The sequence below is a fragment of the Cedecea colo genome (genome assembly GCF_011808225.1).
GTDB classification, from domain to species: domain Bacteria; phylum Pseudomonadota; class Gammaproteobacteria; order Enterobacterales; family Enterobacteriaceae; genus Dryocola; species Dryocola colo.
This window is the reverse complement of sequence record NZ_SOYS01000001.1, coordinates 480,168-506,141: the sequence shown is the minus strand read 5'-3', so window position 1 is coordinate 506,141 and position 25,974 is coordinate 480,168. Positions and strand designations below refer to the sequence as shown.

The window sequence follows — 25,974 nt, the reverse complement described above, 5'->3', positions numbered from 1 at the left end:
GATTTAACGCACATAATATCCCGGATTTGCGCTTATTCTGGCACAGAAGTCGCCTCGGTTAACAGCGCGCTGATGCGAAGTGCGGCCCCTGAAAGCTCACGATGTTTTGGCCACACCAGCCACATTTCCGACTGAGCCTCCTGCTCCTGCAACGGTAACCACACCACGTCGCTTAGCCGTACACGCTGAAACGAAGCAGGCAAAATGGATACCCCAAGCCCCGCCGAAACCAGGCCGATAATCGTCATCGCCTCCCCCACTTCCTGGGTGATATAGGGCGAAATGTTGAAGCGATGCAGCAGGCCAAGGATCTCGTCATACAGACCGGTTCCCACGTGCGGATCAAAGAACACGAAGGGTTCGTGTGCCAGGTCGTGAAGAGAAATGGATGCATAAGCGGCCAGAGGATGATCGCGGTGCACTATCGCCCGCAAAGGCTCGCGCAGCACCAGTTTCCATGCCAGCGTATCCGGCAGGCGCGTATTGCGCATTAATCCCAGCTCCAGCTCGCCGTCGTTAAGCGGCGTAATTTGCTGGCGCGTATTGATTTCGCGCATCTGGATATGCACGTCCGGGTAACGTTTTCTGAAGGTTGAAAGGCTGTCAGAGACGCTCTTAATAAACGGCGCGGAGGAGGTAAAACCTATGCGTAATTCCCCCGTTTCCCCATGATGCAGGCGTTCGGCGCGTGCCGCCGCCGCTTCAACCTGCCCCAGAATCTGGCGCGCATCGGTCAAAAACTGCTGCCCTGCCGCCGTGAGATTCACGCTGCGGTTGGTGCGCGCCAGCAGCCTGGCGCCAATCTGCTGTTCGAGGATCTGAATTTGCTGACTTAAAGGAGGCTGGGAGATACGCAGCCGCGCGGCGGCGCGTCCAAAATGCAGTTCTTCTGCCACCGCCACGAAATAGCGCAAATGACGCAGTTCGATATTCATATTTTAAACATATCAATTAAGATTATTAATATATTAGACAGAATATTCACCTTTTTCTACTCTGTCAGGAAGACGTTAAGTGTCCTGACTTTCCCTAAGGATTGATTTTGAGCCGTACATCCTCCGTTAGCGCCGCCCCGGCAAACGACGTTGACGAACACATTTCTGCCACGCCTGCATCAGCAATTTACATCAAACGCGGCACATCCCAGTTTATGCGCGTTACCCTGGCGCTTTTCTCCGCCGGTCTGGCCACGTTTGCGCTGCTTTACTGCGTGCAGCCCATTTTGCCGGTGCTCTCGCATGAATTCGGCGTCTCCCCCGCCAGCAGCAGTATTTCCCTGTCGATATCCACTGCCATGCTCGCCATCGGCTTATTGTTTACCGGGCCGCTTTCCGATGCCATTGGGCGTAAGCCGGTGATGGTTACGGCTTTAGTGCTCGCCTCCTGCTGCACGCTGCTTTCCACAATGATGACGAGCTGGCACGGCATCCTGATTATGCGAGCCCTGATTGGTCTTTCTCTGAGCGGCGTCGCCGCCGTCGGCATGACTTACCTCAGCGAAGAGATCCACCCAAGCTTCGTGGCCTTTTCTATGGGGCTGTACATTAGCGGGAACTCCATCGGCGGCATGAGCGGCCGCCTGTTAAGCGCGGTGATAACCGACTTCTTTAACTGGCGTATTGCGGTTGCGGCGATTGGCTGTTTTGCGCTGGCGTCTGCGCTGATGTTCTGGAAGATCCTGCCCGCATCCCGACACTTCCGTCCTTCTTCACTGCGCCCTAAAACGCTGTTTATTAATTTCCGTCTGCACTGGCGTGACCAGGGCCTGCCGCTGCTGTTCGCCGAAGGTTTCCTGTTGATGGGCGCGTTCGTCACGCTGTTTAACTACATCGGCTACCGCCTGATGGAAGCGCCGTGGTTCTTAAGCCAGGCGGTGGTGGGTCTGCTTTCAGTCGCTTATTTAACCGGCACCTGGAGCTCACCAAAAGCCGGTGCGATGACGACAAAGTTTGGCCGCGGCCCGGTCATGATTTTCTCCACCGGCATTATGCTGCTGGGCCTGGCGTTAACTCTGTTCGCACCGCTAATGATAATTTTCGTCGGCATGCTGCTGTTCTCCGCCGGTTTCTTTGCGGCGCACTCCGTTGCCAGCAGCTGGATTGGGCCACGCGCGAAACGCGCCAGAGGCCAGGCATCTTCTCTTTATCTGTTCAGCTATTACCTCGGTTCAAGCATCGCGGGTACGCTGGGAGGCGTGTTCTGGCATCGGTTCGGCTGGTATGGCGTCGCCGCTTTTATCGGCGCATTGCTGGTAATCGCGTTACTGGTCGGCCGCCGCCTGCATCAGCGCGCACGCTAACCGCCAGCGGGCCTCGTTTTTATTAACGCTTTTTGCTATTTTCGCTGCGTTAATAACATTCACGAGGCTCTATGGAAAAGCAAAACTATAACCATCTTACCCGCACCTTCCAGCGCCTGTCCCGCTTCGGACACCTCTCTGCCATCGCCGGATGGGATATGTTCACCTACATGCCGCCAAAGGGCAGCGCCGCGCGCGGTGAAGCGCTGGCCGAACTGAGCGTGCTACAGCACCAGATTCTGACCGATAAAAAAATTGCCACTTTGCTGCAGGCCGCCGCTCAGGAAGATCTGAATGACGTTGAGCGCGCCAACCTTCGTGAAATGACTCGCCGGTACCAGGAAGCCGTGCTGCTGCCGGAATCTCTGGTGGAAGAAAAGTCTCTGGTGGGCACCCGCTGCGAACACGGCTGGCGGACACAGCGTCCGGCTAACGACTGGCAGGGCTTTGCAACCAATTTAAAAGAGGTCGTTCGCGTTAGCCGTGAAGAAGCCAGGCTGCGAGCTGAAGCCAAAGGCAAATCGCGCTACGACGCGCTGCTCGATCTTTACGAGCCGGGCATGACGAGCGCAAAACTCGACGTGCTGTTTGGTGACCTGCGCACCTGGCTGCCTGACCTGCTGCAAAAAGTGGTGGCTAAACAATCCCAACGGTCGATGATAACGCCCGTTGGCCCTTTTGCTACCGGGACCCAGCGCGAGCTTGGCCTGGAAATCATGCAGCTGCTTGGTTTCGATTTTGACGGCGGGCGTCTGGACGTAAGCGCGCATCCCTTCTGCGGCGGCGTGCCAGAAGATGTTCGTATCACTACACGCTACGATGAAAACGATCTGGTCAGCTCGCTGTTCGGGGTGATCCACGAAACCGGGCACGCGCGCTACGAGCAGAATCTTCCGCGCGAATGGCTGGGACAGCCGGTTGCCCATGCCCGCTCCACGGCCATTCATGAATCACAAAGTTTGTTCTTTGAAATGCAGCTTGGCCGCAGCACAGCGTTCCTCAGGCTGCTGTTGCCAAAAATTATTGCTCGTTTTGGCGCGCAGCCTGCTTTTGACGTGCAGAACTTCGTTGCGCTTAACCAGCGTGTTGAGCGCGGTTATATCCGCGTGGATGCCGATGAAGTAAGTTACCCGGCCCACGTGGTGCTGCGTTACGAGATTGAACGAGCGCTGATTGAAGGCGATATTGAAGTGGAGGATATTCCCGCGCTGTGGGACGAGAAAATGCAGCACTGGCTGGGGCTGTCGACCAAAGATAACTATCGCAACGGCTGCATGCAGGATATTCACTGGACGGACGGCGCGTTCGGCTACTTCCCGTCCTACACGCTGGGCGCAATGTACGCAGCACAGCTCTTTAACGCAGCCAAACGCGCGCTACCGCAGCTCGAAAGCGACGTTGCAGAAGGAAACTTCACGCCGTTGTTCGACTGGTTAAGCCAGAATATCTGGCAGCACGGCAGCCGTTTCACCACTTCGCAGCTTATCGCCAATGCGACAGGGGAAGATCTTAACCCGCTGTATTTCCGTAAACATTTAGAAGCTCGTTACCTGTAAATCCTTGCGCCGGGGCGCGCGTTCCCGGCGTTTTACCTTCCCCCTTCCCCTTTGTACATTCCGTTACACGCCGATACCAATCACTCACTGAAGCTTTTAAACGGCAGGCCTATAGTTCATCTCAACGGCCCCGCAGTGGGGTTCACACATAAACAAATTCGAGGATGTCGAGATGAATAAAGTATTAGCTCTGGTTGTTGCCGCTGCCATGGGTCTGTCTTCCGCTGCTTTCGCTGCTGACACTACAGCTACTCCGGCTCCTGCCGCTACCGCTGCTGCTCCGGCTAAAGCGCCAGCAAAAACCACCCATCACAAGAAACACAAAAAAGCCGCTACCGAGCAAAAAGCTCAGGCTGCTAAAAAGCATCATAAAAAAGCAGTGAAAACTGAAGCTGCACAACCTGCTCAAAAAGCGCAGGCCGCTAAAAAGCATCACAAAAAAGCAGTGAAAACTGAAGCTGCACAACCTGCTCAGAAAGCGCAGGCTGCTAAAAAGCATCACAAAAAAGCGACCCACGCAGCGACCAAACCAGCCGCTCAGCCAGCAGCATAAGTCTGCCGGGACTATCCCCAAATAAAAGCCCTAATGTAAACACCCGGCTCGCCGGGTGTTTAGTTTGATGGCCGACAGCAAAAAAGCGTGATTTTTTACTGTCTGGGGCAGACCAGAAGAGAGTATCCACGATGTATAGAAGCTGGTATTTCAGTACACCCGGCTCGCCGGATGTTTACTTCTGGAGCCCGGATGATGTTGCGACGCTACGGTTTTGAAATCATCCTTTCGCTGCTGATTATCTGCGGCATGATTACCTTCAGCTTCTGGATTTAGCGGCGTAGCACGCTGTTTTTACTCCCGCTTTCGGCGCGGCCCGTCTATAGTTATTCCATCGGGTTTATACAAAAATCATAATTAATCGCCCCACAGAGAGTGATATGCACAAAAGAGTTGTATTGCTGTCAGGCGCTTTATTTTTATTACCGGCTCTGTCACATGCGGATAACGACAACGCAGCAGAGGTAAGAACGTTGTTTTTTGGCAACGATGACCGCACCCATGTGAACGATCCCGCTAACGGTCCGTGGGATGCCATCGGCCAGCTGGAAACCGCCAGCGGTAACCTCTGCACCGCGACCTTAATTTCACCGCATCTGGCCTTAACCGCCGGGCATTGCCTGTTGCAGCCTCCACGCGGTAAAGCGGACAAAGCCGTCGCATTACGCCTCATCTCAATGAAAGGGAAATGGCGTTACGAAATTCATGATATCGAAGGGCGGGTAGAGAGTTCGCTCGGGCGGCGTTTAAAAGCGGACGGCGACGGCTGGATTGTCCCGCCCGGTGCGGCGCCGTATGATTTCGGGCTGGTGATACTGCACAACCCGCCTTCGGGCATCACTCCCCTTCCCTTGTTTGAAGGCGATCGCGATGCGCTGACCGAAGCGTTGAAAGCGCAGGATCGTAAGGTCACGCAGTCAGGCTATCCTGAGGATCATCTGGACGATTTATATACTCATACCGATTGCCAGGTCACCGGCTGGGCGCAAAAAACCGTCCTGTCGCATCAGTGCGATACGCTGCCGGGCGACAGCGGCTCTCCCCTGATGCTTAAAACCGATAGCGGCTGGAAGCTGATTGCCGTGCAAAGTTCCGCACCTGCGGCAAAAGACCGCTACCGTGCCGATAACCGCGCCATTTCAGTCACCGGTTTCCGGGATCGCTTAGAAGCGCTGGCAAGCCAGTAGCTTAAGCGGGTCAGGTATCACTGAACCGATCCCATAGCATTGCCGTCATCCCAGCAATTGCGATACGTCGCCGCAGAATGTGTTGCAGGCTGCCAGCGTTTACCAATCGCATACATCGGAAACCGGGATAAAAAATGGCTTAGCTCAGCTCAAAGCGTCGGATAATAAACTCCATTGCCCTGGCGACACCCTCGGCGCTAATGGTGTGCACTACGCCCGGCTCAAACAGCGTTTCTACCTCAACGCCTTCTTCCGTTAGCGCAGCGGCGGCAGCTTCGCTTTCCGTCCACGCAATCACCCGATCGTCCATGCCGTGTATCAGTAGCGCAGCAGAATCTGCCGCTGGCTGATAAGGGCGAGGCGAAGAAAGCCGCCCTGAAAACGCAGCAACGCCCGTCAGAGGGAAACGCGCCGTTACCAGGGCGTCCAGCGCCATAATCGACCCCTGAGAAAAACCGAGCAGGATGACCTGGTCTTTACCCGGCGTCACATTATGTTGTCTGAAGATAGCGTGGATGGTGGCATCGAACGCGGCGCGGGCCTCAACGACGCGTTCGGGACGCGACTGTTCCGTTACGCCCGTCACGCTGAACCACTGGTAACCCTCATCGCCGCCGTCAAAGGGTGAAGTGCCGTTCGGTGAAGCAAAAATAACCTCCGGCATAACCTGCTGAAAATAAAGTCCCAGCCCTTCTAAATCGGCACCGGAACTTCCCACGCCGTGTAAAAAAATCACTAGTTTTTTCATGTATGTCCTTTCCTTGTCAGCCAGGCAAGGTTAACCCACCCGATCTTCCGGCCTCGTACAACGATCTACATAGAATCCCACAGAGTTATCCACCGATTTTGTGGATAACTTTTTACGCGCCGCGCAGGCTTACGCTAAATAATGATGCCCGGACGAGGGATATTCTCCCTCGTTATACCAGAACTACATGCTATAGCCCGGCTTTTTGGCGAGCGTATCGAGCGCGGGCTTTATCTCTGTGTCGTAAACATCAGCTTTCCAGCGATCTTGTTCAACCGGCACTAACGCAACCGAAAGCGAGGCGTCCTTCGAGCTAAAATGCTTTTTAACAACGTCGCTGAGCTCTTGCGCCAGAGCCTGTTTCTGCTCGTCTGTCAGTTCACGCGGGAAATATTTAACGGTGATATGTGGCACAGGCTTTCTCCGTAGTGGTGGTGATTTTGTCTTTATCAGGCATTGAGTAAAGTAAACGCGGCGGCAAAAGTTTCAACCTCGATACCGTGCTTTGGGGAATCCAGGCGCAGACCAAAACGGGATTGCAGCGCCTGATAAACGGCGGCCGCACCGGCCAGCTCCTGTTTTTTGCCACCGACCGTAAGCTGACGGTTGTTCAGCGTGATGGTGCTGCCGCCAAAAACGTGCAGGCAAAGCATCAGGTGATGGCGAAAATGCGACTCCGGCCAGGTCGCGACATAATGGTTGGCTACGTCGAAATCCACGGCATACTGCCGCTGCAAATCGAAACGGTAAAGCGGTAACCACTCATCTTCTTCGCGCAGGCTAAGCAGGTAATCTTCCTCAAGGCGCGTCAGGCGGTACACGCCGTGCGGAGTGGTTTGCTCGCTGTCCAGTACAAAACGCAGCGGGGCGGTGAGCGTCTTGCCGCCAAAGCCCACATCCGCCAGCCAGCGTTCTTGCGCAACCGTTACCAGTTGTAAACGATGAGTGCGGGCAGGCATCCGCTCCGGGCGCGCAATCAGCACCCGCGCCGCTAAATCTTCAACCTGGAAACCTATTTCCAGCAGCGCCCGGCGCAGTAACGCATTTTGTTCATAGCAATAACCGCCTCGCCCGGCCGTAACCAGCTTTTCAAACACGCTCTCATCGTCGAGCAAAATTCGTCGTCCCAGCAGGACGTCCAGGTTTTCGAAAGGGATGGCGCAGGGTTGCAGCAAATGCAGCTGCCGCAGCGTATGCAAATCCGGCGCGTAATCGCCCATAAAATGAATACGCGCGAAGTAAGCATTCAGGTCAAAAGCCATAGACAAATTCCGAAGCGATGTAAGTCTGGTTACTATACAGAATTGCCTCAGCGCCAGATGATCGATGGTGCGATCATAGCATCTCGTTGCGGCTTAGCGCTTCCTGCAACTCCTTGCGCTGGCGCACCTGCTGCGCAATGGCAAACAGCTTCGGCGTATGCTGCGCAAACCATTCCTGCCGTGGTCGCCAGCTAATCATTGCCGCAAAATAGGCGTCCAGCAGCGTGATGGCTTCACCAAAAATATACGGCCCGCCTCCCACCTGAGACTCCAGCCAAAGGTAGAGCTGCTCGCGATAATGGTTCGTGCTGGCAAGAAGCTCATCGGCGCCGCCTGGCGTCCAGCGCGGAGGATTATCACCGTAGGTAAAAGTGGGATAGACGTTGGCGACAAACCAGACCAGAAGCCGGTAAAAACGCTGGCGTTCAGGCGTGCCCGCGGGCGGTGCCATGTGGGGATGCTTATCCAGCAGCATCAGGGCGATAGCCGCGCTTTCCGTCATCACTGAGCCATCATCAAGCTTAAGCGTCGGCACCTGGCCGAGGGGATTGAGCGTTAATAGCGCATCGCGCTGCGGACCAGGATCTTCGAATCCCTCCACATTTTCCCATTTATAAGCTTCGCCCGTGAGAATAAACATGATTTCGACAATCGCCGAGCCGCAGCCCGGAGCACCGTAGAGTTTGTACATGATGCTCTCCTGTCTAAAGTGTTTAAGTGTAGAATAGCCCCGGACTTTAAGAGCGATAAGGAAACCCGGCATGAAACCCAAGTCAGTAACGCTTTACGATGTGGCGGAATATGCCGATGTTTCCTATCAGACGGTGTCCAGGGTTATCAATCAGGCAAGCCACGTTTCCGAGAAAACGCGCCTGAAAGTTGAGGCGGCGATGGCCGCGTTAAATTACGTGCCCAACCGCGTGGCGCAGCAGCTGGCGGGGAAACTGAGCCAGACCATTGGCCTTGCCACCACCAATCTTTCGCTGCACGCCCCTTCGCAGATTGTTGCCGCCATCAAAACTCAGGCGGGCGATATGAACTTCAACGTAGTGATCTCCATGGTTGAGCAACCGGGGCTTGCCGCCTGTAAAGCCGCGGTGAACAGCCTGCTTTCGCAGCGCGTAGACGGGCTGATTGTTAATATTCCGCTCGAAAACGAAGAGGCTCAGGCGGTACAAAACGCCTGCGGGAATGTGCCAGCGCTGTTTCTGGATGTCTCCCCGGAACTGGGCGCCAACATTATTATTTTCGATCCCTGCGAAGGGGCGCGTCTGGGCGTTGAACACCTTATAAAGCTTGGTCATCAGCGTATCGCTTTGCTTAACGGACCGCTGACATCCGTTTCGGCACGCCTGCGTTTTGAGGGCTGGAAGCAAACGCTGCGCGTCCACGGACTGGAAGCGGTTGCGGTTATGGAAGGCGACTGGAGCTCACTTTCAGGCTACGAACAGGTTTCCCGGCTGCTGCGCGAGGGCAAAGCGCCCGGCGGGATCATCGTCGCCAACGATCAGATGGCGCTTGGGGCGCTGCGTGCGCTCGCCGAACAGGGTTTAGCGGTGCCGGCGGATGTGTCCGTGGTGGGCTATGACGACACCGAAGACAGCGCCTGCTTTATTCCGCCGCTTACCACCATCAAGCAGGATTTCAGAAACCTGGGCAAAGCCAGCGTGAACCGGCTGGTGGCATTAATTCAGGAACCGGGCGCTCAGCCAGAGCCGCAGATCCTGCCGGTGGCCCTGGTGGAACGCAAAACCACTGCGGCTCCCGGTGGGAACGCCCCTTCTGCTCAGGCGCTTGCAGATGCGCTGGCAACGCTTGCACGTCAGGTGGCCCGCTTGGGATAAGGCCCGTCAAAACGCCCGCTTCTTCTGCTTCTGCAGATAAAGCAGCTCTTCTGCCGTTGAGGTCCTGCCAAGCGCCGTATTACGATGTGGATACCTGCCGAATTTTTCGATGATCTGCTTGTGCTGTAGTTCAGATTTGAAGGCTTGTTTACTCCCGAACTGTTGAAACATTTTCAGCGCAACGTTGTGGATGGCTGCCGATTCTGAGTGCATAAACGGCATAATTGCAAAATCTCTTCTCTCCACCGCCAGCTCGCTAAACCCCGCTGTTTTTATCAACTCCTGCGCCAGCACCAGCGCCATGCCGTCTGCTGCCCAGGCAAGCGGACCTTCGCGAAAAAGATTCCGCGAAAACTGGTCCAGGACAATGATTTCGGCCAGGCGGCCTGAAAGACTTTCTCTCCAGCTAAAAAGCTCGCCGCGCGTTGCTGCGTGATGAACGGCAGAGAAACGGCTTCGGATCTGCTCGTCAAGTATTTTGTCTGAGTTAAACCAACGTTCGGCGGGCGTTTCTTTAAACCAAAATTCAAGCACGCCCGCATACTCTTTTGCGATTTCAGGTTTCATCATGTAATTCCACATTCTTATTATGACCGATGGGGTGAAACAGCGAACACAGGCTTTAACTATAAGCCGCTGAGTCGGCAAGGCTCGCCGCGATTTGCGAACCCTGCATACATAATATGCAGACGGGCCAGCCTTTCACCCGCGCCGACCGGCAGGCCGCACTTTTGCTGAGCGGCATTACAAATTTGTGAGTCAAGTCACCTAATACCGCCATACTGCTTTACACGCCCGGCGGAAGAAATCATATTCCCGTTAAATTGTGAGCGCATCGCAAATTAATCAAGGAACCCGGAATATGATGATAAAAGCGGGCAGCAACGCCGCCACCCTTGCTTCCGTACTGGCCCGACGCGACTGGTCCAATCCGGCCGTCACCCGATTGAATCAGCTCGCGGCCCATCCGCCGTTTGCCAGCTGGCGATCCCCGGAAGCGGCACGCGAAGATATTCGGTCGCAAAGCCTGCGTAGCCTTAACGGCACCTGGAAATTTAGCTATTTCACCCAACCGGAAGCCGTTCCTGAAAGCTGGGTTGAACAGGATCTTAACGGTGCTGACGCTATCCATGTTCCCTCTAACTGGCAGATGCTGGGCTACGATGCGCCGATTTATACCAATGTCACCTATCCGATTCCGGTGAACCCGCCGTTTGTTCCGGAAGCTAACGCCACGGGTTGTTACTCGCTCACATTTAACCTTGACGCCGAATGGCTGACGACCGGACAGACCCGCATCATTTTTGACGGCGTGAATTCTGCGTTCCACCTGTGGTGCAACGGCAGCTGGATCGGCTACGCGCAGGATAGCCGCCTGCCGTCTGAATTTGACTTAAGTCAGGCGCTCAGGCCGGGTGAAAACCGCATCGCCGTTATGGTGCTGCGCTGGAGCGACGGTTCGTATCTGGAAGATCAGGATATGTGGCGTATGAGCGGCATTTTCCGCGATGTCACGCTGCTGCATAAGCCGCAGACTCACCTCAGCGATATGCGCGTGGTAACCCATCTCAATGAAGATTTCACCCGCGCCGAGCTGGAAACGCTGGTTGTGGTGCAGGGTGATGAACAGGAGGTGCAGGTTTGCGTCCAGTTATGGAAAGGCGAAGAGCTGAAGGGTGAAAAACAGCAGCCGATCGGCAGCGAAATTATCGACGAACGTGGCGCATACGGTGACCGCACAACGATTCGCCTGCCGGTAGAATGCCCGCTGCTGTGGAGTGCCGAAACGCCAAATCTTTATCGTCTTGTCGTGACGTTAAAAGATAAACATGGCGAGGTCATTGAAGCCGAGGCCTGCGACGTGGGTTTTCGTAAGGTAGAAATCTCGCAGGGCTTGCTGAAGCTTAACGGCAAACCGCTGCTGATTCGCGGCACCAACCGTCACGAGCACCACCCGGAAAATGGCCAGGTGATGGATATCGACACCATGCGCCAGGACATTATGCTGATGAAGCAGCATAATTTTAACGCCGTGCGCTGCTCGCACTACCCTAACCATCCGCTGTGGTATCGTCTGTGTGACCAGTATGGTCTGTACGTGGTGGACGAAGCGAACATCGAAACTCACGGTATGGTGCCGATGAACCGTCTGAGCGACGATCCCGTCTGGCTGCCAGCCATGACCGAGCGCGTCACGCGTATGGTGCAGCGCGATCGCAACCATCCGTCGATTATTATCTGGTCGCTGGGCAACGAATCCGGCCACGGCAGCAACCATGATGCGCTGTACCGCTGGATAAAATCCAACGACCCAACGCGCCCGGTGCAGTATGAAGGCGGCGGCGCAAACAGCGCGGCGACCGATATTATTTGCCCGATGTATGCCCGCGTCGACCAGGACCAGCCTTTCCCGCAGGTACCAAAATGGTCAATTAAAAAATGGATCGCCATGCCGGATGAAAACCGTCCGTTAATTTTGTGCGAATACGCACACGCCATGGGTAACAGCTTTGGCGGTTTTCATAAATACTGGGCGGCTTTCCGTCAATATCCAAAGCTACAGGGCGGTTTTGTCTGGGACTGGGTGGATCAGTCGCTGATTAAACACGATGAGAACGGCCAGCCGTTCAGCGCTTACGGCGGGGATTTTGGCGATAAACCTAACGATCGTCAGTTCTGCATGAACGGGCTGGTGTTTGCCGACCGTACGCAGCATCCGGCGCTGTATGAAGCCCAGCAGGCACAGCAGTTCTTCCAGTTCACTTTACTACGCGAATCGCCGCTGAAAGTGGAGATCGCCAGTGAATATCTGTTCCGCACCAGCGATAACGAACGCCTTATCTGGACGGTAAAACAGGACGGCAACGTGCTGGCCCATGGCGATGCGCTGCTGGAGCTTGCCCCGCAGGGTAAGCAGCTCATCGTGCTTGACGATCTGCCGGCTATCACCCGCAGCGGCGACGTGTGGCTAACGGTACAGGTGCAGCAAATTGAAGCCACGGCCTGGTCGGAAGCGGGACACATTTGCGCATGGGAGCAATGGCAGTTGCCGGGCGTGCTGGCCGTACCGGAGCAAACCGCTACAGGCGAAGCGCCACGGCTTGAGGCCGCCGCCGACAGCTTTGAAATCCACCAGGGCAACCAGCGCTGGAGCTTTAGCCGCGAAACCGGCCTGCTGACGCAATGGTGGCAAGACGACAGAGCCACGCTGCTTTCGCCGCTCATGGACCAGTTCACCCGCGCTCCGCTGGATAACGATATTGGCGTCAGCGAAGCCACGCGCATCGATCCGAATGCCTGGGTTGAACGCTGGAAAGCGGCTGGCATGTACAGGCTGGAAGCGGAACTGCTGCACTGCGAAGCGCAGGCGCTTGAATGCGAAGTGCTGCTGCGTACGGTTCACCGCTGGACGCACCAGAACCAGGCCCTGTTTATCAGCCATAAAACTTACCGTATCGACGATCGGGGTGAACTGCATATCGATGTGAACGTGAGCATCGCGTTCGGCACGCCGGCCCCGGCACGTATCGGGCTGACCTGCCAGTTAGCGGAGGTTCAACCGAATGTGAGCTGGCTTGGCCTTGGCCCGCACGAAAACTATCCGGATCGTAAACAGTCTGCGCGGTTCGATAGGTGGCGGTTGCCGTTGGAAGAGATGTACACGCCGTATGTGTTCCCGACGGAAAACGGGCTGCGCTGCGACACACAAAGTCTGGAATATGGCGAAAACCTGTGGCGCGGGAAGTTCCATTTCAACATTAGCCGCTACAGCCAGCGGCAGCTGCGGGAAACCTCGCATCGCCATCTGTTGTCCGCCGAGCCGGGGAGCTGGCTGAATATTGACGGTTTTCATATGGGCGTGGGCGGGGACGATTCCTGGAGCCCCAGCGTCTCGCCAGAATATTTACTTACAGAACAACAATATCACTATTCAGTGAGCTGGATGCGTCGTTAAGCACCACGCTTTTATCCGGGCAGGCCTGGCCAGTCTGCCCCGCTTTTACCCTAAGGATAAACCTCATGTACTATCTGAAAAACACCAATTTCTGGATGTTCGGGCTGTTCTTTTTCTTCTACTTTTTTATCATGGGCGCCTACTTCCCGTTTTTCCCGATCTGGCTGCATGACATCAACCACATCAGCAAAAGCGACACCGGCATCATCTTCGCCAGCATTTCCTTTTTCTCCCTGCTTTTTCAGCCGATTTTCGGCCTGCTGTCCGATAAATTAGGGCTGCGCAAGCATCTGCTGTGGATTATCACCGGCATGCTGGTGATGTTCGCCCCGTTCTTTATCTACGCTTTCGGCCCGCTGTTACAGACCCATATTTTACTGGGATCGATTGTCGGCGGGATTTACCTGGGCTTTATCTACAACGGCGGCGCGCCCGCGATTGAAGCCTATATCGAAAAGGTGAGCCGTCGCAGTTCGTTTGAATTTGGTCGTGCACGCCTGTTTGGCTGCGTGGGCTGGGCGTTGTGCGCGTCGATTGTCGGCATCATGTTCACCATCAATAACCAGTTTGTCTTCTGGCTCGGCTCCGGTTGTGCGGTGATCCTTGCCATTTTGCTGTTTATCGCTAAGCCCGAAATGCAGCCGTCTGCGGAAGTGGCCGATTCTCTCGGCGCTAACCACTCGCCTTTTAGCTTCCGTCTTGCGCTAGAGTTGCTGAAAAACCGAAAGCTGTGGTTCCTCTCGCTGTATGTGGTCGGCGTTTCCTGTACCTATGATGTGTTTGACCAGCAGTTTGCTAACTTTTTCACCTCGTTCTTTGAATCAGGCCAGCAGGGCACGCGAGTCTTTGGCTACGTCACCACCATGGGCGAATTGTTGAACGCCTGCATTATGTTCTTCGCGCCGCTTATCGTGAACCGTATCGGGGGCAAAAACGCGCTGCTGCTGGCCGGGGCGATTATGTCGGTGCGCATTATCGGCTCCTCGTTTGCTTCAACGCCGCTGGAAGTGGTTGTGCTGAAAACGCTGCACATGTTCGAAATCCCGTTCCTGATAGTCGGCTGCTTTAAGTACATCACCAGCCAGTTTGAGGTGCGCTTCTCCGCCACTATTTATCTGGTGTGCTTCTGCTTCTTTAAGCAGTTAGCGATGATGTTTATGTCGATCTTCGCAGGCTATATGTACGACAGGATCGGCTTCCACGGCGCGTACCTGGTGCTTGGTCTGGTCGCCCTTTCCTTTACCGTGCTGTCCGTGTTTACGTTAAGTGGAATGGGCCCGCTGGAAGCCCTTCGCGCTTTCGGCAAGCAGGATGAGAAACTGGCGTAAAAAGATCTGGCGGGACGTACTGCGTCCCGCCGTTTTTCTTCTGTTTTCTGTTATGCAAACCGCGCATCGGTTAGCGAGTAAGCCGGTAGCTTTCAGCAATCAAATCGAGAATTTCGTCGTCCGGCACTTTATCCAGCAGAACCGTCACCCAGTGTTCTTTATTCATATGATAAGCGGGCAAAATACCGGGCTGCATTCTCAGCGAGCCCAGCAGTTCTGGCTGGACTTTGATGTTCATCGCCTCAAGCAGCGACGCCCCTTCAAGCCCCAGTTTTGCTGCTTCTATGGTATAAACCAGCGCAAACCATTTCTTTTTGAATTTATGCCTTAACACCGCGTAATCGCTGTTTTTCTGCCACGGGTGGTCAGGCTCAACCTGATACTTTTCAAACACGCTTGCAAAGAGTGCTTCACGTTTCATACGTAGCTTCTTCACCTCGTCCACTTCCCGTTGCGCAACATTATCACACCTCCTCCCGCGCTTTCGACCAGAAGACATTTCAGCGTTGTCACGGAACGCAAAGCTCATTTTGCGTTGACCTTCATTTCCTGCCAGTATTCATCGCCGAAATTTGCCATGCCCGCAATGTTATAAACTACAGGCCAGGCGATTTTGGAGGGTAACATTCAGGAAAGCAGTAACAACACAGGATCACCAATGAAAACAACACACAAAACTGAGTCTGAGCACCGCGCCGCCAAAAGACGCTGGCTCAATTCTCAGGATTCGGGTTATCACAAGGCGATAGGAAATCGTCAGGTGCAAATGATCGCCATCGGCGGCGCTATCGGCACGGGGTTATTCCTCGGCGCGGGTGCCCGTTTGCAGATGGCCGGGCCGGCGTTGGCGCTGGTATATCTGGTCTGCGGCATCTTCTCTTTCTTTATTCTGCGCGCGCTGGGCGAGCTGGTTTTGCATCGTCCTTCCAGCGGCAGCTTTGTCTCTTATGCCCGCGAATTTCTTGGCGAAAAAGCCGCCTACGTTTGCGGCTGGATGTACTTCGTTAACTGGGCGATGACCGGTATTGTCGATATCACCGCCGTTGCGCTTTATATGCACTACTGGGGCGCGTTTGGCGACGTGCCGCAGTGGGTATTTGCCCTCGGCGCGCTGGCAATTGTCGGCACCATGAACATGATCGGCGTGAAATGGTTCGCCGAAATGGAGTTCTGGTTCGCCCTGATCAAGGTGCTGGCGATTGTCGCGTTTCTGGTGGTCGGCACGGTATTTCTTGGCAGCGGTAAAATGCTCGACGGCAACACCACCGGCTTCCACCTGATAACCGATAACGGCGGCCTGTTCCCACACGGCCTGCTGCCTGTGCTGGTGCTGGTGCAGGGCGTGGTGTTCGCCTTTGCTTCTATCGAACTGGTGGGCACGGCGGCGGGTGAATGCAAGGATCCGCAAAATATGGTGCCAAAGGCCATCAATAGCGTTATCTGGCGTATCGGCCTGTTCTACGTAGGGTCGGTGGTGCTGCTGGTGTTGCTGCTGCCGTGGAATGCTTATCAGGCGGGGCAAAGCCCGTTCGTCACCTTTTTCTCGAAGCTGGGCGTGCCTTATATCGGTGACGTCATGAATATGGTGGTGCTGAGCGCGGCGCTCTCCAGCCTGAACTCCGGCCTTTACTCCACCGGGCGCATTCTGCGTTCCATGTCGATGGGCGGCTCCGCGCCGAAGTTCATGTCAAAAATGAGCAGGCAGCAGGTGCCTTACGCAGGGATTCTGGTCACGCTTGGCATCTATGTTATTGGCGTGGTGCTGAACTATTATGTCCCTTCACAGGTATTCGAAATTGTTCTGAACGTCGCGTCGCTGGGGATTATCGCTTCCTGGGCGTTTATCGTGATTTGCCAGATGAAACTGCGTCAGGCCATCAGGCAGGGCAAAGCGGACGACGTGAGCTTTAAGCTGCCGGGCGCGCCTTTTACCTCCTGGCTCACGCTTCTGTTCCTGTTTAGCGTACTGGTACTGATGGCGTTCGACTACCCGAACGGCACCTGGACGATAGCCTCTATTCCTTTGATTGCCGTACTGCTGGTTTTAGGCTGGTTCGGGGCGCGTAAACGCGTTCACCAGATAGCAAGCCAGGTTGATAAACATCGCGACGAAGAGCAGCCTGAACAACTTGTTTCTGCGAATGATTTAAGAAGCTGATAGGTTAAGGCGGGTAAGCTTAGCAAACCCGCCATATTGTTTACCGGATAAATACCATGACTGCTGCAACCGAATACGTCCTGCTGCTGGACGACAAGCTAAACATCTCAGGCACCATGGAAAAATCACGGGTACACACCACCGATACGCCGCTGCACCTGGCCTTCTCCTGTTACATTTTTAACGCGCAAAACGAGCTGCTGCTGACGCGCCGCGCTATTGGCAAAGTTGCCTGGCCGGGCGTGTGGACCAATTCAGCCTGTGGTCATCCGCAGCCAGGCGAAGCCCTGCCGGATGCCGTAATACGCCGCTGCTATTACGAACTGGGGCTGGCTATTGAAACGCCAACGCTGATTGACGACTCTTTTCAGTACTACGCTACCGATGCCAGCGGCATCGTGGAAAACGAATATTGCCCGGTCTTTTTCACCCGCACCGCCTCACGGCCACAGCCTAATGCAGACGAAGTAATGGATTTCAACTGGATACCCGTTGAGCAAATTTTAGCGGCCGTTGACGCGGCTCCTGCGGCTTACAGCCCGTGGATGGTTGCGCAGCTGCAACGGCCTTTGATTCGGGCGGCATTGCTGGAGAGAAAAAATCCGTAAACTTTTCCAGAACGAAACGGCTTGAATCCCCGACGAATTTTGGCGCCAGCAGGCCAAAAAAACGCACTCCTGCGCCCTCGCCCTTGCGCTTAGTTGTTATTTCACCAACACTTATCATTAACGTAAAGTGCCTTTACAGTTTTCAAACTTTACGCATACACATTAACATAGTCGCAAATGTTCCGGATGGTTCGTCTGGACGCTCGCCCTTCTCACCTGATGAAAATTGCTCTGATGAAAATAACTCAACACGGAAAGTCCACGCTCCCCCTCTTACTGATCCCAGCCCTGACGCCATGGGCGGCTTCCGCTTTGGCTGCTGATGCGCCGAAAGCTAATGAACAAACGATGGTCGTCACCGCCACGCCTGGCGGAATATCTGAACTCGATACCCCGGCTGCGGTCAGCGCCATTAATGGCGATGACATGCGTCAGGCCGCACCGCGCATTAACCTTTCAGAAAGCCTGGGCAGCGTGCCCGGTTTGCAGGTACAAAATCGCCAGAACTATGCGCAGGATTTGCAGCTTTCGGTGCGCGGCTTTGGTTCGCGATCCACCTATGGCGTGCGCGGCGTAAGAATGTATGTGGACGGTATTCCGGCCACCATGCCGGACGGACAAGGACAAACGTCCAATATTGATATTAATAGCGTTGAGAGTATCGACGTGCTGCGCGGTCCTTTTTCAGCGCTATACGGCAACGCCTCCGGCGGCGTGGTAAACGTTAATACCACAACCGGCACGCAACCGCCGACCTTTGAGGCGAGCACGTATTACGGCAGCTTCGGTAGCTGGCGCAACAGCGTTAAAGCCACGGGCGCAACGGGCGACGGCACTCACGCGGGCGACGTGGATTATGCCGTTTCCGCCTCACGCTTTACCACGCACGGCTATCGCGACCACAGCAGCGCCCAGAAAAATCTCGGCAATGCGAAGCTCGGCGTGCGTCTCAACGAAGCCAGCAAGCTGACCTTCCTGTTTAACAGCGTGGACATTGATGCCAACGATCCGGGTGGCTTAACTGAACAGGAGTGGCGCGACAACCCGACCCAGTCGCCGCGCGCTAATCAGTACAACACGCGCAAAACCACCAAACAGACCCAGGCGGGCCTGCATTATGAACGCCAGCTCACCGCCGATGACGATCTGAGCGTGATGATGTACGCCGGTGAACGCGAAACCACACAGTATCAATCGATTCCGGTGGGGCCGCAGCTTAACCCTACCCATCCGGGCGGCGTGATCCAGCTTTCGCGTCACTATCAGGGCATTGACTCCCGCTGGACGCACCGCGGCAATTTGTTCTCTGTACCTGTCAGTTTCACCACGGGTCTTGATTACGAAACCATGTCCGAGAAGCGCAAAGGCTACGAGAACTTCGTGGTGGAAAACGGCGCTACCGTGCTGGGCGAAAAAGGCGACATGCGCCGTAACGAACGTAACCTGATGTGGAACGTTGATCCTTATCTGCAAACCGCATGGCAGTTCACCGACAAACTAAGCCTTGATGCCGGAGTGCGCTTTAGCTCGGTTTACTTCGACTCCAATGATTACTACATTACCGGTGCCAACGGGAATGACAGCGGCGATGCGAGCTACCACAAATGGCTGCCCGCAGCCTCGCTGAAGTACGCGGTAACCGACGCGTGGAACGTTTACGCCTCGGCGGGTCGCGGCTTTGAAACGCCAACCATCAACGAACTCTCCTATCGCGCTAACGGCCAGTCCGGGCTGAATTTTGCTCTGAAACCGTCCACCAGCGACACGGTGGAAGTGGGTAGCAAAACCCGCATCGGCAACGGTTTGTTCACCGCTGCGGTATTCCAGACCGACACCGATGACGAGATCGTCACTGACCAAAGCAGCGGCGGACGTACGACCTATAAAAACGCCGGTGAAACCCGCCGCCGTGGCGTTGAGCTTTCGCTCGATCAGGAGTTTGCCTACGACTGGCGCGTGAAGATGGCGTGGACTTACCTGAACGCCACCTACCGCACCAACGTTTGCGGCGATGACAGCTGCAAAGGAAACCGTATGCCGGGCATCGCCCGCAATATGGGTTATGCCGCGCTGGAATACGCGCCGGAAGAAGGTTTCTATGCGGGAGCGGACGTTCGCTATATGAGCGATATTCAGGCCGATGATGAAAACGACGCCAAAGCGCCAACCTACACCGTGGCCGCCCTGAACAGCGGCTATAAATTCCGCATTCAGCAAAGCTGGCTGCTGGACGTATGGGGACGCGTGGATAACCTGTTCGACCGCGATTATGTCGGCTCGGTCATCGTTAATGAAGGCAACGGCCGCTACTTTGAACCGGCTCCGGGCCGCAACTACGGCGTGGGTGTAAATCTGAGCTATACGTTCCAGTAAGCTATTCGTCAGACGGTGGGCTGCCCGTCATTTGCACGGTCAGCCACCGATAAATCACCGTTACCACATAATGCTGCTGCCCGGCTGAAAGCGCCGTTCCCGCCGGGATACTGTGCCATTTCGCCAGACAACCCCGGCAGCAGGTGGCGGTGGCATGCTGGGCGATAAACACCGGATGGCCACGCATTGGCGTTTGCTTACCGTCGTTTTTCGGCTCGGCAGGCGCAAGACGCTGCGCAATAAAATCTTCTGCGTGGCGGGTGATGGTTTCCGGGCCTTTATCAATGCAATACTGGCGCTCTTTCGGGCCCAGGCGAAAACGCATACGAAAGGTGGAGCGCGACAGGCGCTGGAAAACGGGGTCAAGACTGGTCACTGCATCACTTCAGGCTGGCTTATACGAAGGTGTATTTTCCCTCTTTCTTTGTTCATAAAGCAAGCGGTTCTAATGTGGTGACGTTGTCACTATATTCACCTGTTCGCCCGTTTCAGCCGGCGCTTGTGAACAGGCGGCAGTCGTTTAATCGCTTGCTTAAAATACAATTTACTATCCGCAGAGAAGTATTTACCAGTCGAAATCGACCCGGAAAACATGTGAAAAAGCCTTTTTTCCAGCCTCTGTAATTATGACTTCTCTGTATCCTGGAACTCTGCTCAGCCATTCCTTTTGTTCAAAGAAAATTAGTAAGGCAGCACCTGCATCGCCACCAACGTGAAAACGCCGTTCACTCCAGTCAAGGCAGGCGCAACGGCTTTTTCGTCTTGTGTGAGGATTTGTTATTACGCCCATATTTTGAAAATGAAGCTTGCCGGCTGGCGTTAACTTACTGCCGTCTGGCTCGATCCATCCTTCTTCAAGCATAAAATCGTATATCCGGACTGCTACTTTGCCCGCAAGATGATCGTAACAAGTTCGGGCGACACGTAGATGCGCTGGCGTTCTGGTCACAGGAAGCCGGCTGGGCTTCATCGAAACCCCCATAAGCGTTTCAAGGAGATGAGCTATGTGGCTACCCGCCAGCCTGTAATACCGATACCGACCCTGAGAAAGGCACGTAATCAGTTCATTTTGCAGAAGTTTGCTCAGATGCGCACTCGCTGTTGAGGCCGCTATATTAGCGGACGAACTCAGCTCCGTGGCGGTCCACGCGCGCCCATCCATCAACGCACAAAGTATGCTGACCCGTGAAGGGTCAGCAATAGCAGATGCCACTGCTGATAAGGATTTTTCTAACTGCCAGGCGTCATCGTCAGCCTTGGTGAAAGTGGATAAATTCATTCCGTCGGTAAGCCCCATGCGGTTGTCACCTTTTCGGCTAATGCATTATTGTCGGTAAGCAAAATCAACCGGTTAGCGTGGTCGCTATATTGTACAAGGATATTGATGCCATTTCGTGCAATCACATCCGCTATTTCGCCCAGTTCTCCCGGTCGTTCCTGTCTCAGCTTGCGGATTAGTGGTTTTGCCACGTTCAGGACGCTTATTCCAGCGTGAGTAAGAACCGTACGGGCAAGTTCGCCGTCTTCGACCAGAAAATGCGCATGGCTTTCATTACCCATCGTAAATACGCCGCCACCCTCAAGCCCAACACCGTTTTGACCGAGCAGAGAACCGAGCGAGGCGAGTGCTCCCGGTGTGTTGCTGAGAACCACGTGAATATCATTCATGTGAATAGCTTCCTTTTTCCGAGGAATAGTCCCGAAGCACCTGCGCAACACGGATCCTGTAAAATGAAAAAACGGTCTTTCGTCCTTCTGCTTGTGCGGCCTGATGCTGCAAATTTTTTTTCCAGTTCAGGATGGATTCTTCATTTTCCCACCATGAAAGCGATAAAATTTTCTCCTGCGTATTCAGACTCTGAAAGCGTTCAATAGAAATAAAGCCTTCAACGTTCTCCAGCAAAGGCTTTAGTTCTGCGGCTAACTGAAAATATCGCTCCTGTTGTTCAGGTATCGCATCAGCTTCAAAAAGTACGGCAATCATAAGAATGCTCCGGTATGTGAATCAGCGAAACCTACTATAGGGATAAAATTTAATGATGCTTCGGTGGCCAACGAAATATCAGGATTTCCCCTGGCAAGATCCAGGGACCACTCCTTCAGCCTATTTTTGCTTTTTTACTAAGGCAATAATCCACTTCACGGATGTCCTGTTTTAGGCTTCCCGGACTCATGACTGTAGCGGGCATATAAGCAGCATTTATAAACGGGCGAATGAAGGAGGGAAACCAGACCCGGAACGGGTGCGGCCCTCCTTCACCAGGTTTACCTTGCCGGGAAAGGTTCAGCTTCGCTGTCGCTTTCTTCGGGTCTGTCAGAACGTTTCACAATCATATTCGGCAATGCCATCTCGATGCCCTGCTCATTGAGCTTTTCGATGATGCGGATATTTATCTCCTGCTGAATATCCATATATTTATTGTAATCCGCCGTATTAACGATATGGACAACTTCTATATTCAGACGGTCGGTGCCAAACCCAAGCAAATGCGCGCGGTCAAATTTTGTCTCGCCCACATCGGTAATGATTTTTTTTACCATCTCGCCAAGATTGCGCAGCTTATCCGGCGGGGTATTAATCGCGACGCCAAAATTAAAAACAATGCGGCGAGTCTGCATACGTTTATAGTTATGCAGCGTTTGCTGAAGCAAAATAGCATTCCCGCAAACAACCTGTTCACCGCTCAGGCTGCGAATACGCGTTGTTTTAAGGCCGATATGTTCGATGGTGCCAGCGACGTCATTAAAAACGACAAAATCACCGATTTCAAAGGGCTTATCAAAGCCGATAGACAGCGATGCGAATACGTCGCTGAGGATGGTCTGGATAGCCAGCGCGATGGCAATCCCCCCAACGCCAAGGCTTGCGACCAGCGCCGTGATATTAACGCCCGCATTGGCCAGGATCGACAGCATCATCACTGACCAGACAACCGCACGCAGTAACAAGCCGGTTATCACCAGCGTCACCGGATTTTTTATCATCCCCGGCTCGTTCATGATGTGGTGCAGCCAGGAGACTACCGCCTGATCCATCCAGAGCGCTATCTGAACCGCCAGAACCAGGAACCAGGCGTGGCTAATGGTGCTGAAAAGGTTATCAGGCAGGTTGACAAAACGGAGGCTAAAAAGAAAGGCGCAGATAAATATCAGCGGCTTACTGGTTTTACCGAGTATGTCCTGCAGAACAAAGCGCATTTTATTGGTCGTCGGATGCCTCTCTCCCCACTGACCGACACCTTTCTGGACAAATGACAACAATCGATTGATCAGCCAGTACATAACGAGCGTGACAACCGTTATCGTTGCGACACCTATCCAGAACGTTGGAGCCATCATCAGCGCGATAAAGTCGAAGCGTGGCAGAAAATTCATGTTCCCTCCTGGTGTTTACGGTGAAGTACCAGTATAGGAAAGGAGGCGGCGAGCGGCAGAACGACGGCAAAAACAGGAACATTCTTCTGCTGACAGCCGTTATTCTGCGCGGCAAAAGCGAATAACGTTTATCTGAGCCTGTTTATTTCGACACAGGAGAACTGCCGTGGCGTAATTGCGATGCTTATCCATTCATCCAGGCAACCGGCAGCCAGGCTCTATGCATCCCTGGCGCCTTTTAGTATGCTGGCAGGCTGGGTTTCTCCCAGCCGTATATACGTTTTATCGGTTAAGGAGTCACCATGCCTCGTCATCGCAAGCCCCGCCTTTTTACTTCCCTCTCACGGCGCAAACGCCGTAAGCAAGTCATTGTCCTCAAGAACCTCATTCGTAAAGAACGCAGCCGCTGTGGGGGAATATTTTATGACGAGTGTGAATTTACCCGCTTCAACGAGGCATCAGGGAATATCTGGGCCTGGAGTGACATTTATTTTACGGGGCAAGATCCTGCCGTATTCTGGAATGCGGAGATTATCACCGCGCAGATGGCTTTTAATGATGCGGTTCACTCACGTGCATTTAATGAAGCCTACATCAGGTTAAGCGAACAGGAGCGCGAAAGAGAATTTAAACCAGAAACTCGCCCTGATTATAATGCGAAAGGGGAAATTGTAAGTCACACGCTGGTCGCCCGAAAAGCGCGTGAATACGCTGCTTTCGATGGGCTTACATTTTCGCAGTATGTGCGAAAACGCGAGCAGGAAATTGCTCGTGACGATCCACCCGTTATATATCCTCGTTACCAGTATTTACCCGCTTACGCTTACGGACTGGGGCTGCGAATAATTGTTGCAGCTTCTTCGCTCAGCCAGCAGGTCATTGAAGAGGCGATAGGTGATTTTCGCTCGCGAGGCGAGCGTGAGTGGTGTTCATCCAGACCCGTCTCTTTTTAAAAATAGAGCTTGTCGGAGTATGTTCTGTGAAAACCTCAGATTATCTGACAATCGGCAGGTCTGAGTAGCGGGTTGTATAACCAGGCGATAACATCTCGCGCTTCATCGCCCAGCTTTTCTGAATCCCCTGCCCGGCAAACCACACCGTGCCTCTGCCTGAATGATTAAGCCTGTCGATCGTCTGCATCAGCTCATTGCTGTTGGGCCGGGGCTGATACTCATCAAACAGATTGAGCTGGGCCACACCCTGACTGAAGAAATCACTCAACATAACGCCCGCTTTTATATAGCGATGGCCGTCTTTCCAGATCTGCTCCAGTGCGTTAATGGCAACGCGAATAATGTCGCGAGTATCGTTGGAAGGAATAGCCAGGCGGCCGCTGGCCTGCGGGCCGTAGAACGTTTCGTTGTCGGCGTGCGGGCTGGTACGGATATAGACGCTAATCACGCAGCAGAACTGCTTCTCGGCTCTGAGCTTTTCAGCAGCTCGTTCCGCGTAGGCACAAACCGCCTGATGCATCTCTTCATACGCGGTGATGCGTTGCCCAAATGAACGGCTACAAAGGATATGTTGTTTAGTCGGCGCAAATTCTTCCGCCGCCAGGCAGGCTTCACCGCGTAGTTCACGAACCGTGCGCTCGAGCACCACGCTAAAGCGCTTACGGATAAGCCAGGTTGAGCTGTCAGCAAGTTGCAGCGCGTTTTCAATGCCTGACAGTTCGAGTTTTTTACTGATGCGCCGCCCGACTCCCCAGACCTCATGTACCGGCACCAGAGGCAACAGTTTTCGCAGGCGCTCATTGTCAGATAATTCCACCACGCCGCCGGTTTTACGCCACCTTTTTGCCGCAAAGTTGGCAAGCTTGGCGAGCGTTTTGGTGGGCGCAATACCCACTCCGACGGTCAGGCCGGTATGCTTTAATACCCGGTCACGTAACTGATGACCAAACGTATCGAGGGAAAGACAGCGGCTTATGCTTGCCACATTAATAAAAGCCTCGTCGATGGAATAAACCTCTACGGCGGGCGCCATCTCGGCCAGGGTCATCATTACCCGATGGCTGAGATCGGCATAAAGCGCATAATTTGAACTGAACACAGCGACCTGCTGACGCTTCATGTCTGCTTTAATTTTGAAATAAGGCATCCCTCTTTGTATGCCTAAAGCCTTCGCTTCCGCTGAAAGCGAAATAACGCATCCGTCGTTATTTGAGACCACCACCACGGGTTTGCCCCGCAAATCCGGTCGGAAAACGGTCTCACAGGACGTGTAGAAATTATTAACGTCAACCAGCGCGAACATGTCGGTTCGATTTTAATGTGAACGTCACCACGCCGAATATTTCCAGCTCTTCTCCCGGCAGGAAAACAATGGGGGAATAATTTCTGTTATGCGGTATGAGCCGAAGAGAGGGACGGGTGCGCAGCTCTTTTACGGTAAATTCCCCGGCGACCGCAGCCACTACGATATCGCCATGTTCTGCGGTTAAGGAACGATCGACCACCAGCAAGTCGCCATCGGCGATCCCCGCGCCAATCATTGAATCGCCGCTGACCCGGACAAAGTAGGTCGCGCTCGGATGTTTAACGACCAGTTTATTCAGATCGAGACTGCCCTCGACGTAATCCTGAGCCGGGCTGGGAAAGCCGCATGAGACTCGCTCTAAAAAAAGCGGTAACTCAACGCGCTTGCCGGTATCGCATGAAAAAATATTATCCATAATTATTCAGCCACAATTTACTGTATATAAACACAGTAATACGCATTTACCGAT

26 protein-coding genes are annotated in these 25,974 nt (G+C 54.1%); 12 read left to right on the top strand and 14 right to left on the bottom strand.

The features are described 5' to 3' along the window. Positions 1-32: 32 nt before the first annotated feature. A complete protein-coding gene (locus E2L00_RS02250) occupies positions 33-935 on the bottom strand; it encodes a LysR family transcriptional regulator (RefSeq protein ID WP_167606386.1) in 903 nt (300 codons plus the stop codon). 107 nt (positions 936-1,042) lie between these two features. Here E2L00_RS02250 and E2L00_RS02245 point away from each other — a divergent pair, with 107 nt between their 5' ends. From E2L00_RS02245 to E2L00_RS02230, 5 genes are all read left to right on the top strand, one after another. Continuing rightward, a complete protein-coding gene (locus E2L00_RS02245; protein WP_167606383.1) occupies positions 1,043-2,299 on the top strand; it encodes an MFS transporter in 1,257 nt (418 codons plus the stop codon). Between the two features lie 71 nt (positions 2,300-2,370). Beyond that, complete coding sequence (locus E2L00_RS02240) at positions 2,371-3,855, top strand: carboxypeptidase M32 (protein WP_167606380.1); 1,485 nt, start codon at positions 2,371-2,373, stop codon at positions 3,853-3,855. Between the two features lie 172 nt (positions 3,856-4,027). Then, positions 4,028-4,408, top strand: a complete 381-nt coding sequence (gene asr / locus E2L00_RS02235) for an acid resistance repetitive basic protein Asr (protein WP_167606377.1) — start codon at positions 4,028-4,030, stop codon at positions 4,406-4,408. 171 nt (positions 4,409-4,579) lie between these two features. Then, positions 4,580-4,684: a small membrane protein YdgU gene (gene ydgU / locus E2L00_RS22060; RefSeq protein ID WP_476695794.1), complete on the top strand. Its 105-nt coding sequence runs from the start codon at positions 4,580-4,582 to the stop codon at positions 4,682-4,684. A 104-nt stretch (positions 4,685-4,788) separates the two neighbouring features. Further along, positions 4,789-5,595 (top strand): trypsin-like serine peptidase, encoded by an 807-nt coding sequence (locus tag E2L00_RS02230; protein WP_167606374.1) that lies wholly within the window; start codon positions 4,789-4,791, stop codon positions 5,593-5,595. 139 nt (positions 5,596-5,734) lie between these two features. On the opposite strand, the gene E2L00_RS02225 is transcribed toward E2L00_RS02230, so the two are convergent. The 4 genes from E2L00_RS02225 to E2L00_RS02210 form a co-directional block, all read right to left on the bottom strand. Beyond that, the gene (locus tag E2L00_RS02225; protein WP_167606371.1) at positions 5,735-6,343 is read right to left on the bottom strand and encodes an alpha/beta hydrolase; all 609 of its coding nucleotides are present in this window, start codon (positions 6,341-6,343) and stop codon (positions 5,735-5,737) included. A gap of 183 nt (positions 6,344-6,526) precedes the next feature. Continuing rightward, the gene (pptA, locus tag E2L00_RS02220) at positions 6,527-6,757 is read right to left on the bottom strand and encodes a tautomerase PptA (RefSeq protein WP_167606368.1); all 231 of its coding nucleotides are present in this window, start codon (positions 6,755-6,757) and stop codon (positions 6,527-6,529) included. Positions 6,758-6,792: 35 nt separating this feature from the next. Beyond that, entirely contained in the window at positions 6,793-7,605 is an 813-nt protein-coding gene (locus E2L00_RS02215) for an arylamine N-acetyltransferase family protein (RefSeq protein ID WP_167606366.1), read from the bottom strand. 73 nt (positions 7,606-7,678) lie between these two features. Further along, positions 7,679-8,296 carry a glutathione S-transferase family protein gene (locus tag E2L00_RS02210; protein WP_167606363.1) on the bottom strand — a complete coding sequence of 206 codons (618 nt, stop codon included), beginning with the start codon at positions 8,294-8,296 and terminating at the stop codon, positions 7,679-7,681. Positions 8,297-8,366: 70 nt separating this feature from the next. On the opposite strand from E2L00_RS02210, the gene E2L00_RS02205 reads away from it, so the two are divergent. Continuing rightward, a complete protein-coding gene (locus tag E2L00_RS02205) occupies positions 8,367-9,449 on the top strand; it encodes a LacI family DNA-binding transcriptional regulator (protein ID WP_167606360.1) in 1,083 nt (360 codons plus the stop codon). Between the two features lie 6 nt (positions 9,450-9,455). Here the strand turns inward: E2L00_RS02205 and E2L00_RS02200 are convergent, their stop codons facing one another. Beyond that, positions 9,456-10,019, bottom strand: coding sequence for a DUF924 family protein (locus E2L00_RS02200; protein WP_167606358.1), 564 nt, complete (start codon positions 10,017-10,019; stop codon positions 9,456-9,458). A 292-nt stretch (positions 10,020-10,311) separates the two neighbouring features. Here E2L00_RS02200 and E2L00_RS02195 point away from each other — a divergent pair, with 292 nt between their 5' ends. Next, on the top strand, positions 10,312-13,404 hold the full coding sequence (locus E2L00_RS02195) for a beta-galactosidase (RefSeq protein WP_275940750.1): 3,093 nt from the start codon (positions 10,312-10,314) through the stop codon (positions 13,402-13,404). A gap of 65 nt (positions 13,405-13,469) precedes the next feature. Further along, positions 13,470-14,732 carry an MFS transporter gene (locus E2L00_RS02190; protein ID WP_167606355.1) on the top strand — a complete coding sequence of 421 codons (1,263 nt, stop codon included), beginning with the start codon at positions 13,470-13,472 and terminating at the stop codon, positions 14,730-14,732. A gap of 70 nt (positions 14,733-14,802) precedes the next feature. Here E2L00_RS02190 and E2L00_RS02185 read toward each other — a convergent pair whose 3' ends face one another. Then, on the bottom strand, positions 14,803-15,153 hold the full coding sequence (locus E2L00_RS02185; protein ID WP_167606352.1) for an MmcQ/YjbR family DNA-binding protein: 351 nt from the start codon (positions 15,151-15,153) through the stop codon (positions 14,803-14,805). A 237-nt stretch (positions 15,154-15,390) separates the two neighbouring features. On the opposite strand from E2L00_RS02185, the gene ansP reads away from it, so the two are divergent. The 3 genes from ansP (at position 15,391) to pqqU (ending at position 19,871) form a co-directional block, all read left to right on the top strand. Next, complete coding sequence (gene ansP, locus E2L00_RS02180; RefSeq protein ID WP_167606349.1) at positions 15,391-16,890, top strand: L-asparagine permease; 1,500 nt, start codon at positions 15,391-15,393, stop codon at positions 16,888-16,890. Between the two features lie 56 nt (positions 16,891-16,946). Next, positions 16,947-17,498, top strand: a complete 552-nt coding sequence (idi, locus tag E2L00_RS02175) for an isopentenyl-diphosphate Delta-isomerase (RefSeq protein ID WP_167606346.1) — start codon at positions 16,947-16,949, stop codon at positions 17,496-17,498. Positions 17,499-17,732: 234 nt separating this feature from the next. Then, the gene (pqqU, locus tag E2L00_RS02170; RefSeq protein ID WP_167606343.1) at positions 17,733-19,871 is read left to right on the top strand and encodes a TonB-dependent receptor PqqU; all 2,139 of its coding nucleotides are present in this window, start codon (positions 17,733-17,735) and stop codon (positions 19,869-19,871) included. Between the two features lies 1 nt (position 19,872). Here the strand turns inward: pqqU and E2L00_RS02165 are convergent, their stop codons facing one another. From E2L00_RS02165 to E2L00_RS02145, 5 genes are all read right to left on the bottom strand, one after another. Beyond that, positions 19,873-20,247: a DUF4186 family protein gene (locus E2L00_RS02165; RefSeq protein ID WP_167606340.1), complete on the bottom strand. Its 375-nt coding sequence runs from the start codon at positions 20,245-20,247 to the stop codon at positions 19,873-19,875. Between the two features lie 189 nt (positions 20,248-20,436). After that, positions 20,437-21,168, bottom strand: a complete 732-nt coding sequence (locus tag E2L00_RS02160; protein WP_420808824.1) for an ArsR/SmtB family transcription factor — start codon at positions 21,166-21,168, stop codon at positions 20,437-20,439. Next, positions 21,147-21,539, bottom strand: coding sequence for an amino acid-binding protein (locus E2L00_RS02155; RefSeq protein WP_167606337.1), 393 nt, complete (start codon positions 21,537-21,539; stop codon positions 21,147-21,149). Before E2L00_RS02155 ends, E2L00_RS02160 begins: the two co-directional genes overlap by 22 nt. Then, entirely contained in the window at positions 21,532-21,855 is a 324-nt protein-coding gene (locus E2L00_RS02150; RefSeq protein WP_167606334.1) for an antibiotic biosynthesis monooxygenase family protein, read from the bottom strand. The genes E2L00_RS02155 and E2L00_RS02150 overlap by 8 nt, the downstream gene beginning before the upstream one ends. 281 nt (positions 21,856-22,136) lie before the next feature. After that, positions 22,137-23,246 carry a mechanosensitive ion channel family protein gene (locus E2L00_RS02145; RefSeq protein WP_167606331.1) on the bottom strand — a complete coding sequence of 370 codons (1,110 nt, stop codon included), beginning with the start codon at positions 23,244-23,246 and terminating at the stop codon, positions 22,137-22,139. A 302-nt stretch (positions 23,247-23,548) separates the two neighbouring features. Here E2L00_RS02145 and E2L00_RS02140 point away from each other — a divergent pair, with 302 nt between their 5' ends. Further along, the gene (locus E2L00_RS02140; RefSeq protein WP_167606327.1) at positions 23,549-24,199 is read left to right on the top strand and encodes a hypothetical protein; all 651 of its coding nucleotides are present in this window, start codon (positions 23,549-23,551) and stop codon (positions 24,197-24,199) included. A 40-nt stretch (positions 24,200-24,239) separates the two neighbouring features. Here E2L00_RS02140 and umuC read toward each other — a convergent pair whose 3' ends face one another. Both umuC and umuD read right to left on the bottom strand, forming a co-directional pair. Then, positions 24,240-25,502 (bottom strand): translesion error-prone DNA polymerase V subunit UmuC, encoded by a 1,263-nt coding sequence (gene umuC, locus E2L00_RS02135; RefSeq protein WP_167606324.1) that lies wholly within the window; start codon positions 25,500-25,502, stop codon positions 24,240-24,242. After that, entirely contained in the window at positions 25,486-25,920 is a 435-nt protein-coding gene (umuD, locus tag E2L00_RS02130) for a translesion error-prone DNA polymerase V autoproteolytic subunit (protein ID WP_167606320.1), read from the bottom strand. Before umuD ends, umuC begins: the two co-directional genes overlap by 17 nt. Positions 25,921-25,974: the final 54 nt, after the last annotated feature.

Coding starts and splice junctions, on each gene's coding strand:
- E2L00_RS02250 (WP_167606386.1), bottom strand. CDS start 935: ATGAATATCGAACTGCGTCATTTGCGCTATTTCGTGGCGGTGGCAGAA.
- E2L00_RS02240 (WP_167606380.1), top strand. CDS start 2,371: ATGGAAAAGCAAAACTATAACCATCTTACCCGCACCTTCCAGCGCCTG.
- asr (WP_167606377.1), top strand. CDS start 4,028: ATGAATAAAGTATTAGCTCTGGTTGTTGCCGCTGCCATGGGTCTGTCT.
- ydgU (WP_476695794.1), top strand. CDS start 4,580: ATGTTTACTTCTGGAGCCCGGATGATGTTGCGACGCTACGGTTTTGAA.
- E2L00_RS02230 (WP_167606374.1), top strand. CDS start 4,789: ATGCACAAAAGAGTTGTATTGCTGTCAGGCGCTTTATTTTTATTACCG.
- E2L00_RS02225 (WP_167606371.1), bottom strand. CDS start 6,343: ATGAAAAAACTAGTGATTTTTTTACACGGCGTGGGAAGTTCCGGTGCC.
- E2L00_RS02215 (WP_167606366.1), bottom strand. CDS start 7,605: ATGGCTTTTGACCTGAATGCTTACTTCGCGCGTATTCATTTTATGGGC.
- E2L00_RS02210 (WP_167606363.1), bottom strand. CDS start 8,296: ATGTACAAACTCTACGGTGCTCCGGGCTGCGGCTCGGCGATTGTCGAA.
- E2L00_RS02205 (WP_167606360.1), top strand. CDS start 8,367: ATGAAACCCAAGTCAGTAACGCTTTACGATGTGGCGGAATATGCCGAT.
- E2L00_RS02200 (WP_167606358.1), bottom strand. CDS start 10,019: ATGATGAAACCTGAAATCGCAAAAGAGTATGCGGGCGTGCTTGAATTT.
- E2L00_RS02195 (WP_275940750.1), top strand. CDS start 10,312: ATGATGATAAAAGCGGGCAGCAACGCCGCCACCCTTGCTTCCGTACTG.
- E2L00_RS02190 (WP_167606355.1), top strand. CDS start 13,470: ATGTACTATCTGAAAAACACCAATTTCTGGATGTTCGGGCTGTTCTTT.
- E2L00_RS02185 (WP_167606352.1), bottom strand. CDS start 15,153: ATGAAACGTGAAGCACTCTTTGCAAGCGTGTTTGAAAAGTATCAGGTT.
- ansP (WP_167606349.1), top strand. CDS start 15,391: ATGAAAACAACACACAAAACTGAGTCTGAGCACCGCGCCGCCAAAAGA.
- idi (WP_167606346.1), top strand. CDS start 16,947: ATGACTGCTGCAACCGAATACGTCCTGCTGCTGGACGACAAGCTAAAC.
- pqqU (WP_167606343.1), top strand. CDS start 17,733: ATGAAAATAACTCAACACGGAAAGTCCACGCTCCCCCTCTTACTGATC.
- E2L00_RS02160 (WP_420808824.1), bottom strand. CDS start 21,168: ATGGGGCTTACCGACGGAATGAATTTATCCACTTTCACCAAGGCTGAC.
- E2L00_RS02155 (WP_167606337.1), bottom strand. CDS start 21,539: ATGAATGATATTCACGTGGTTCTCAGCAACACACCGGGAGCACTCGCC.
- E2L00_RS02150 (WP_167606334.1), bottom strand. CDS start 21,855: ATGATTGCCGTACTTTTTGAAGCTGATGCGATACCTGAACAACAGGAG.
- E2L00_RS02145 (WP_167606331.1), bottom strand. CDS start 23,246: ATGAATTTTCTGCCACGCTTCGACTTTATCGCGCTGATGATGGCTCCA.
- E2L00_RS02140 (WP_167606327.1), top strand. CDS start 23,549: ATGCCTCGTCATCGCAAGCCCCGCCTTTTTACTTCCCTCTCACGGCGC.
- umuC (WP_167606324.1), bottom strand. CDS start 25,502: ATGTTCGCGCTGGTTGACGTTAATAATTTCTACACGTCCTGTGAGACC.
- umuD (WP_167606320.1), bottom strand. CDS start 25,920: ATGGATAATATTTTTTCATGCGATACCGGCAAGCGCGTTGAGTTACCG.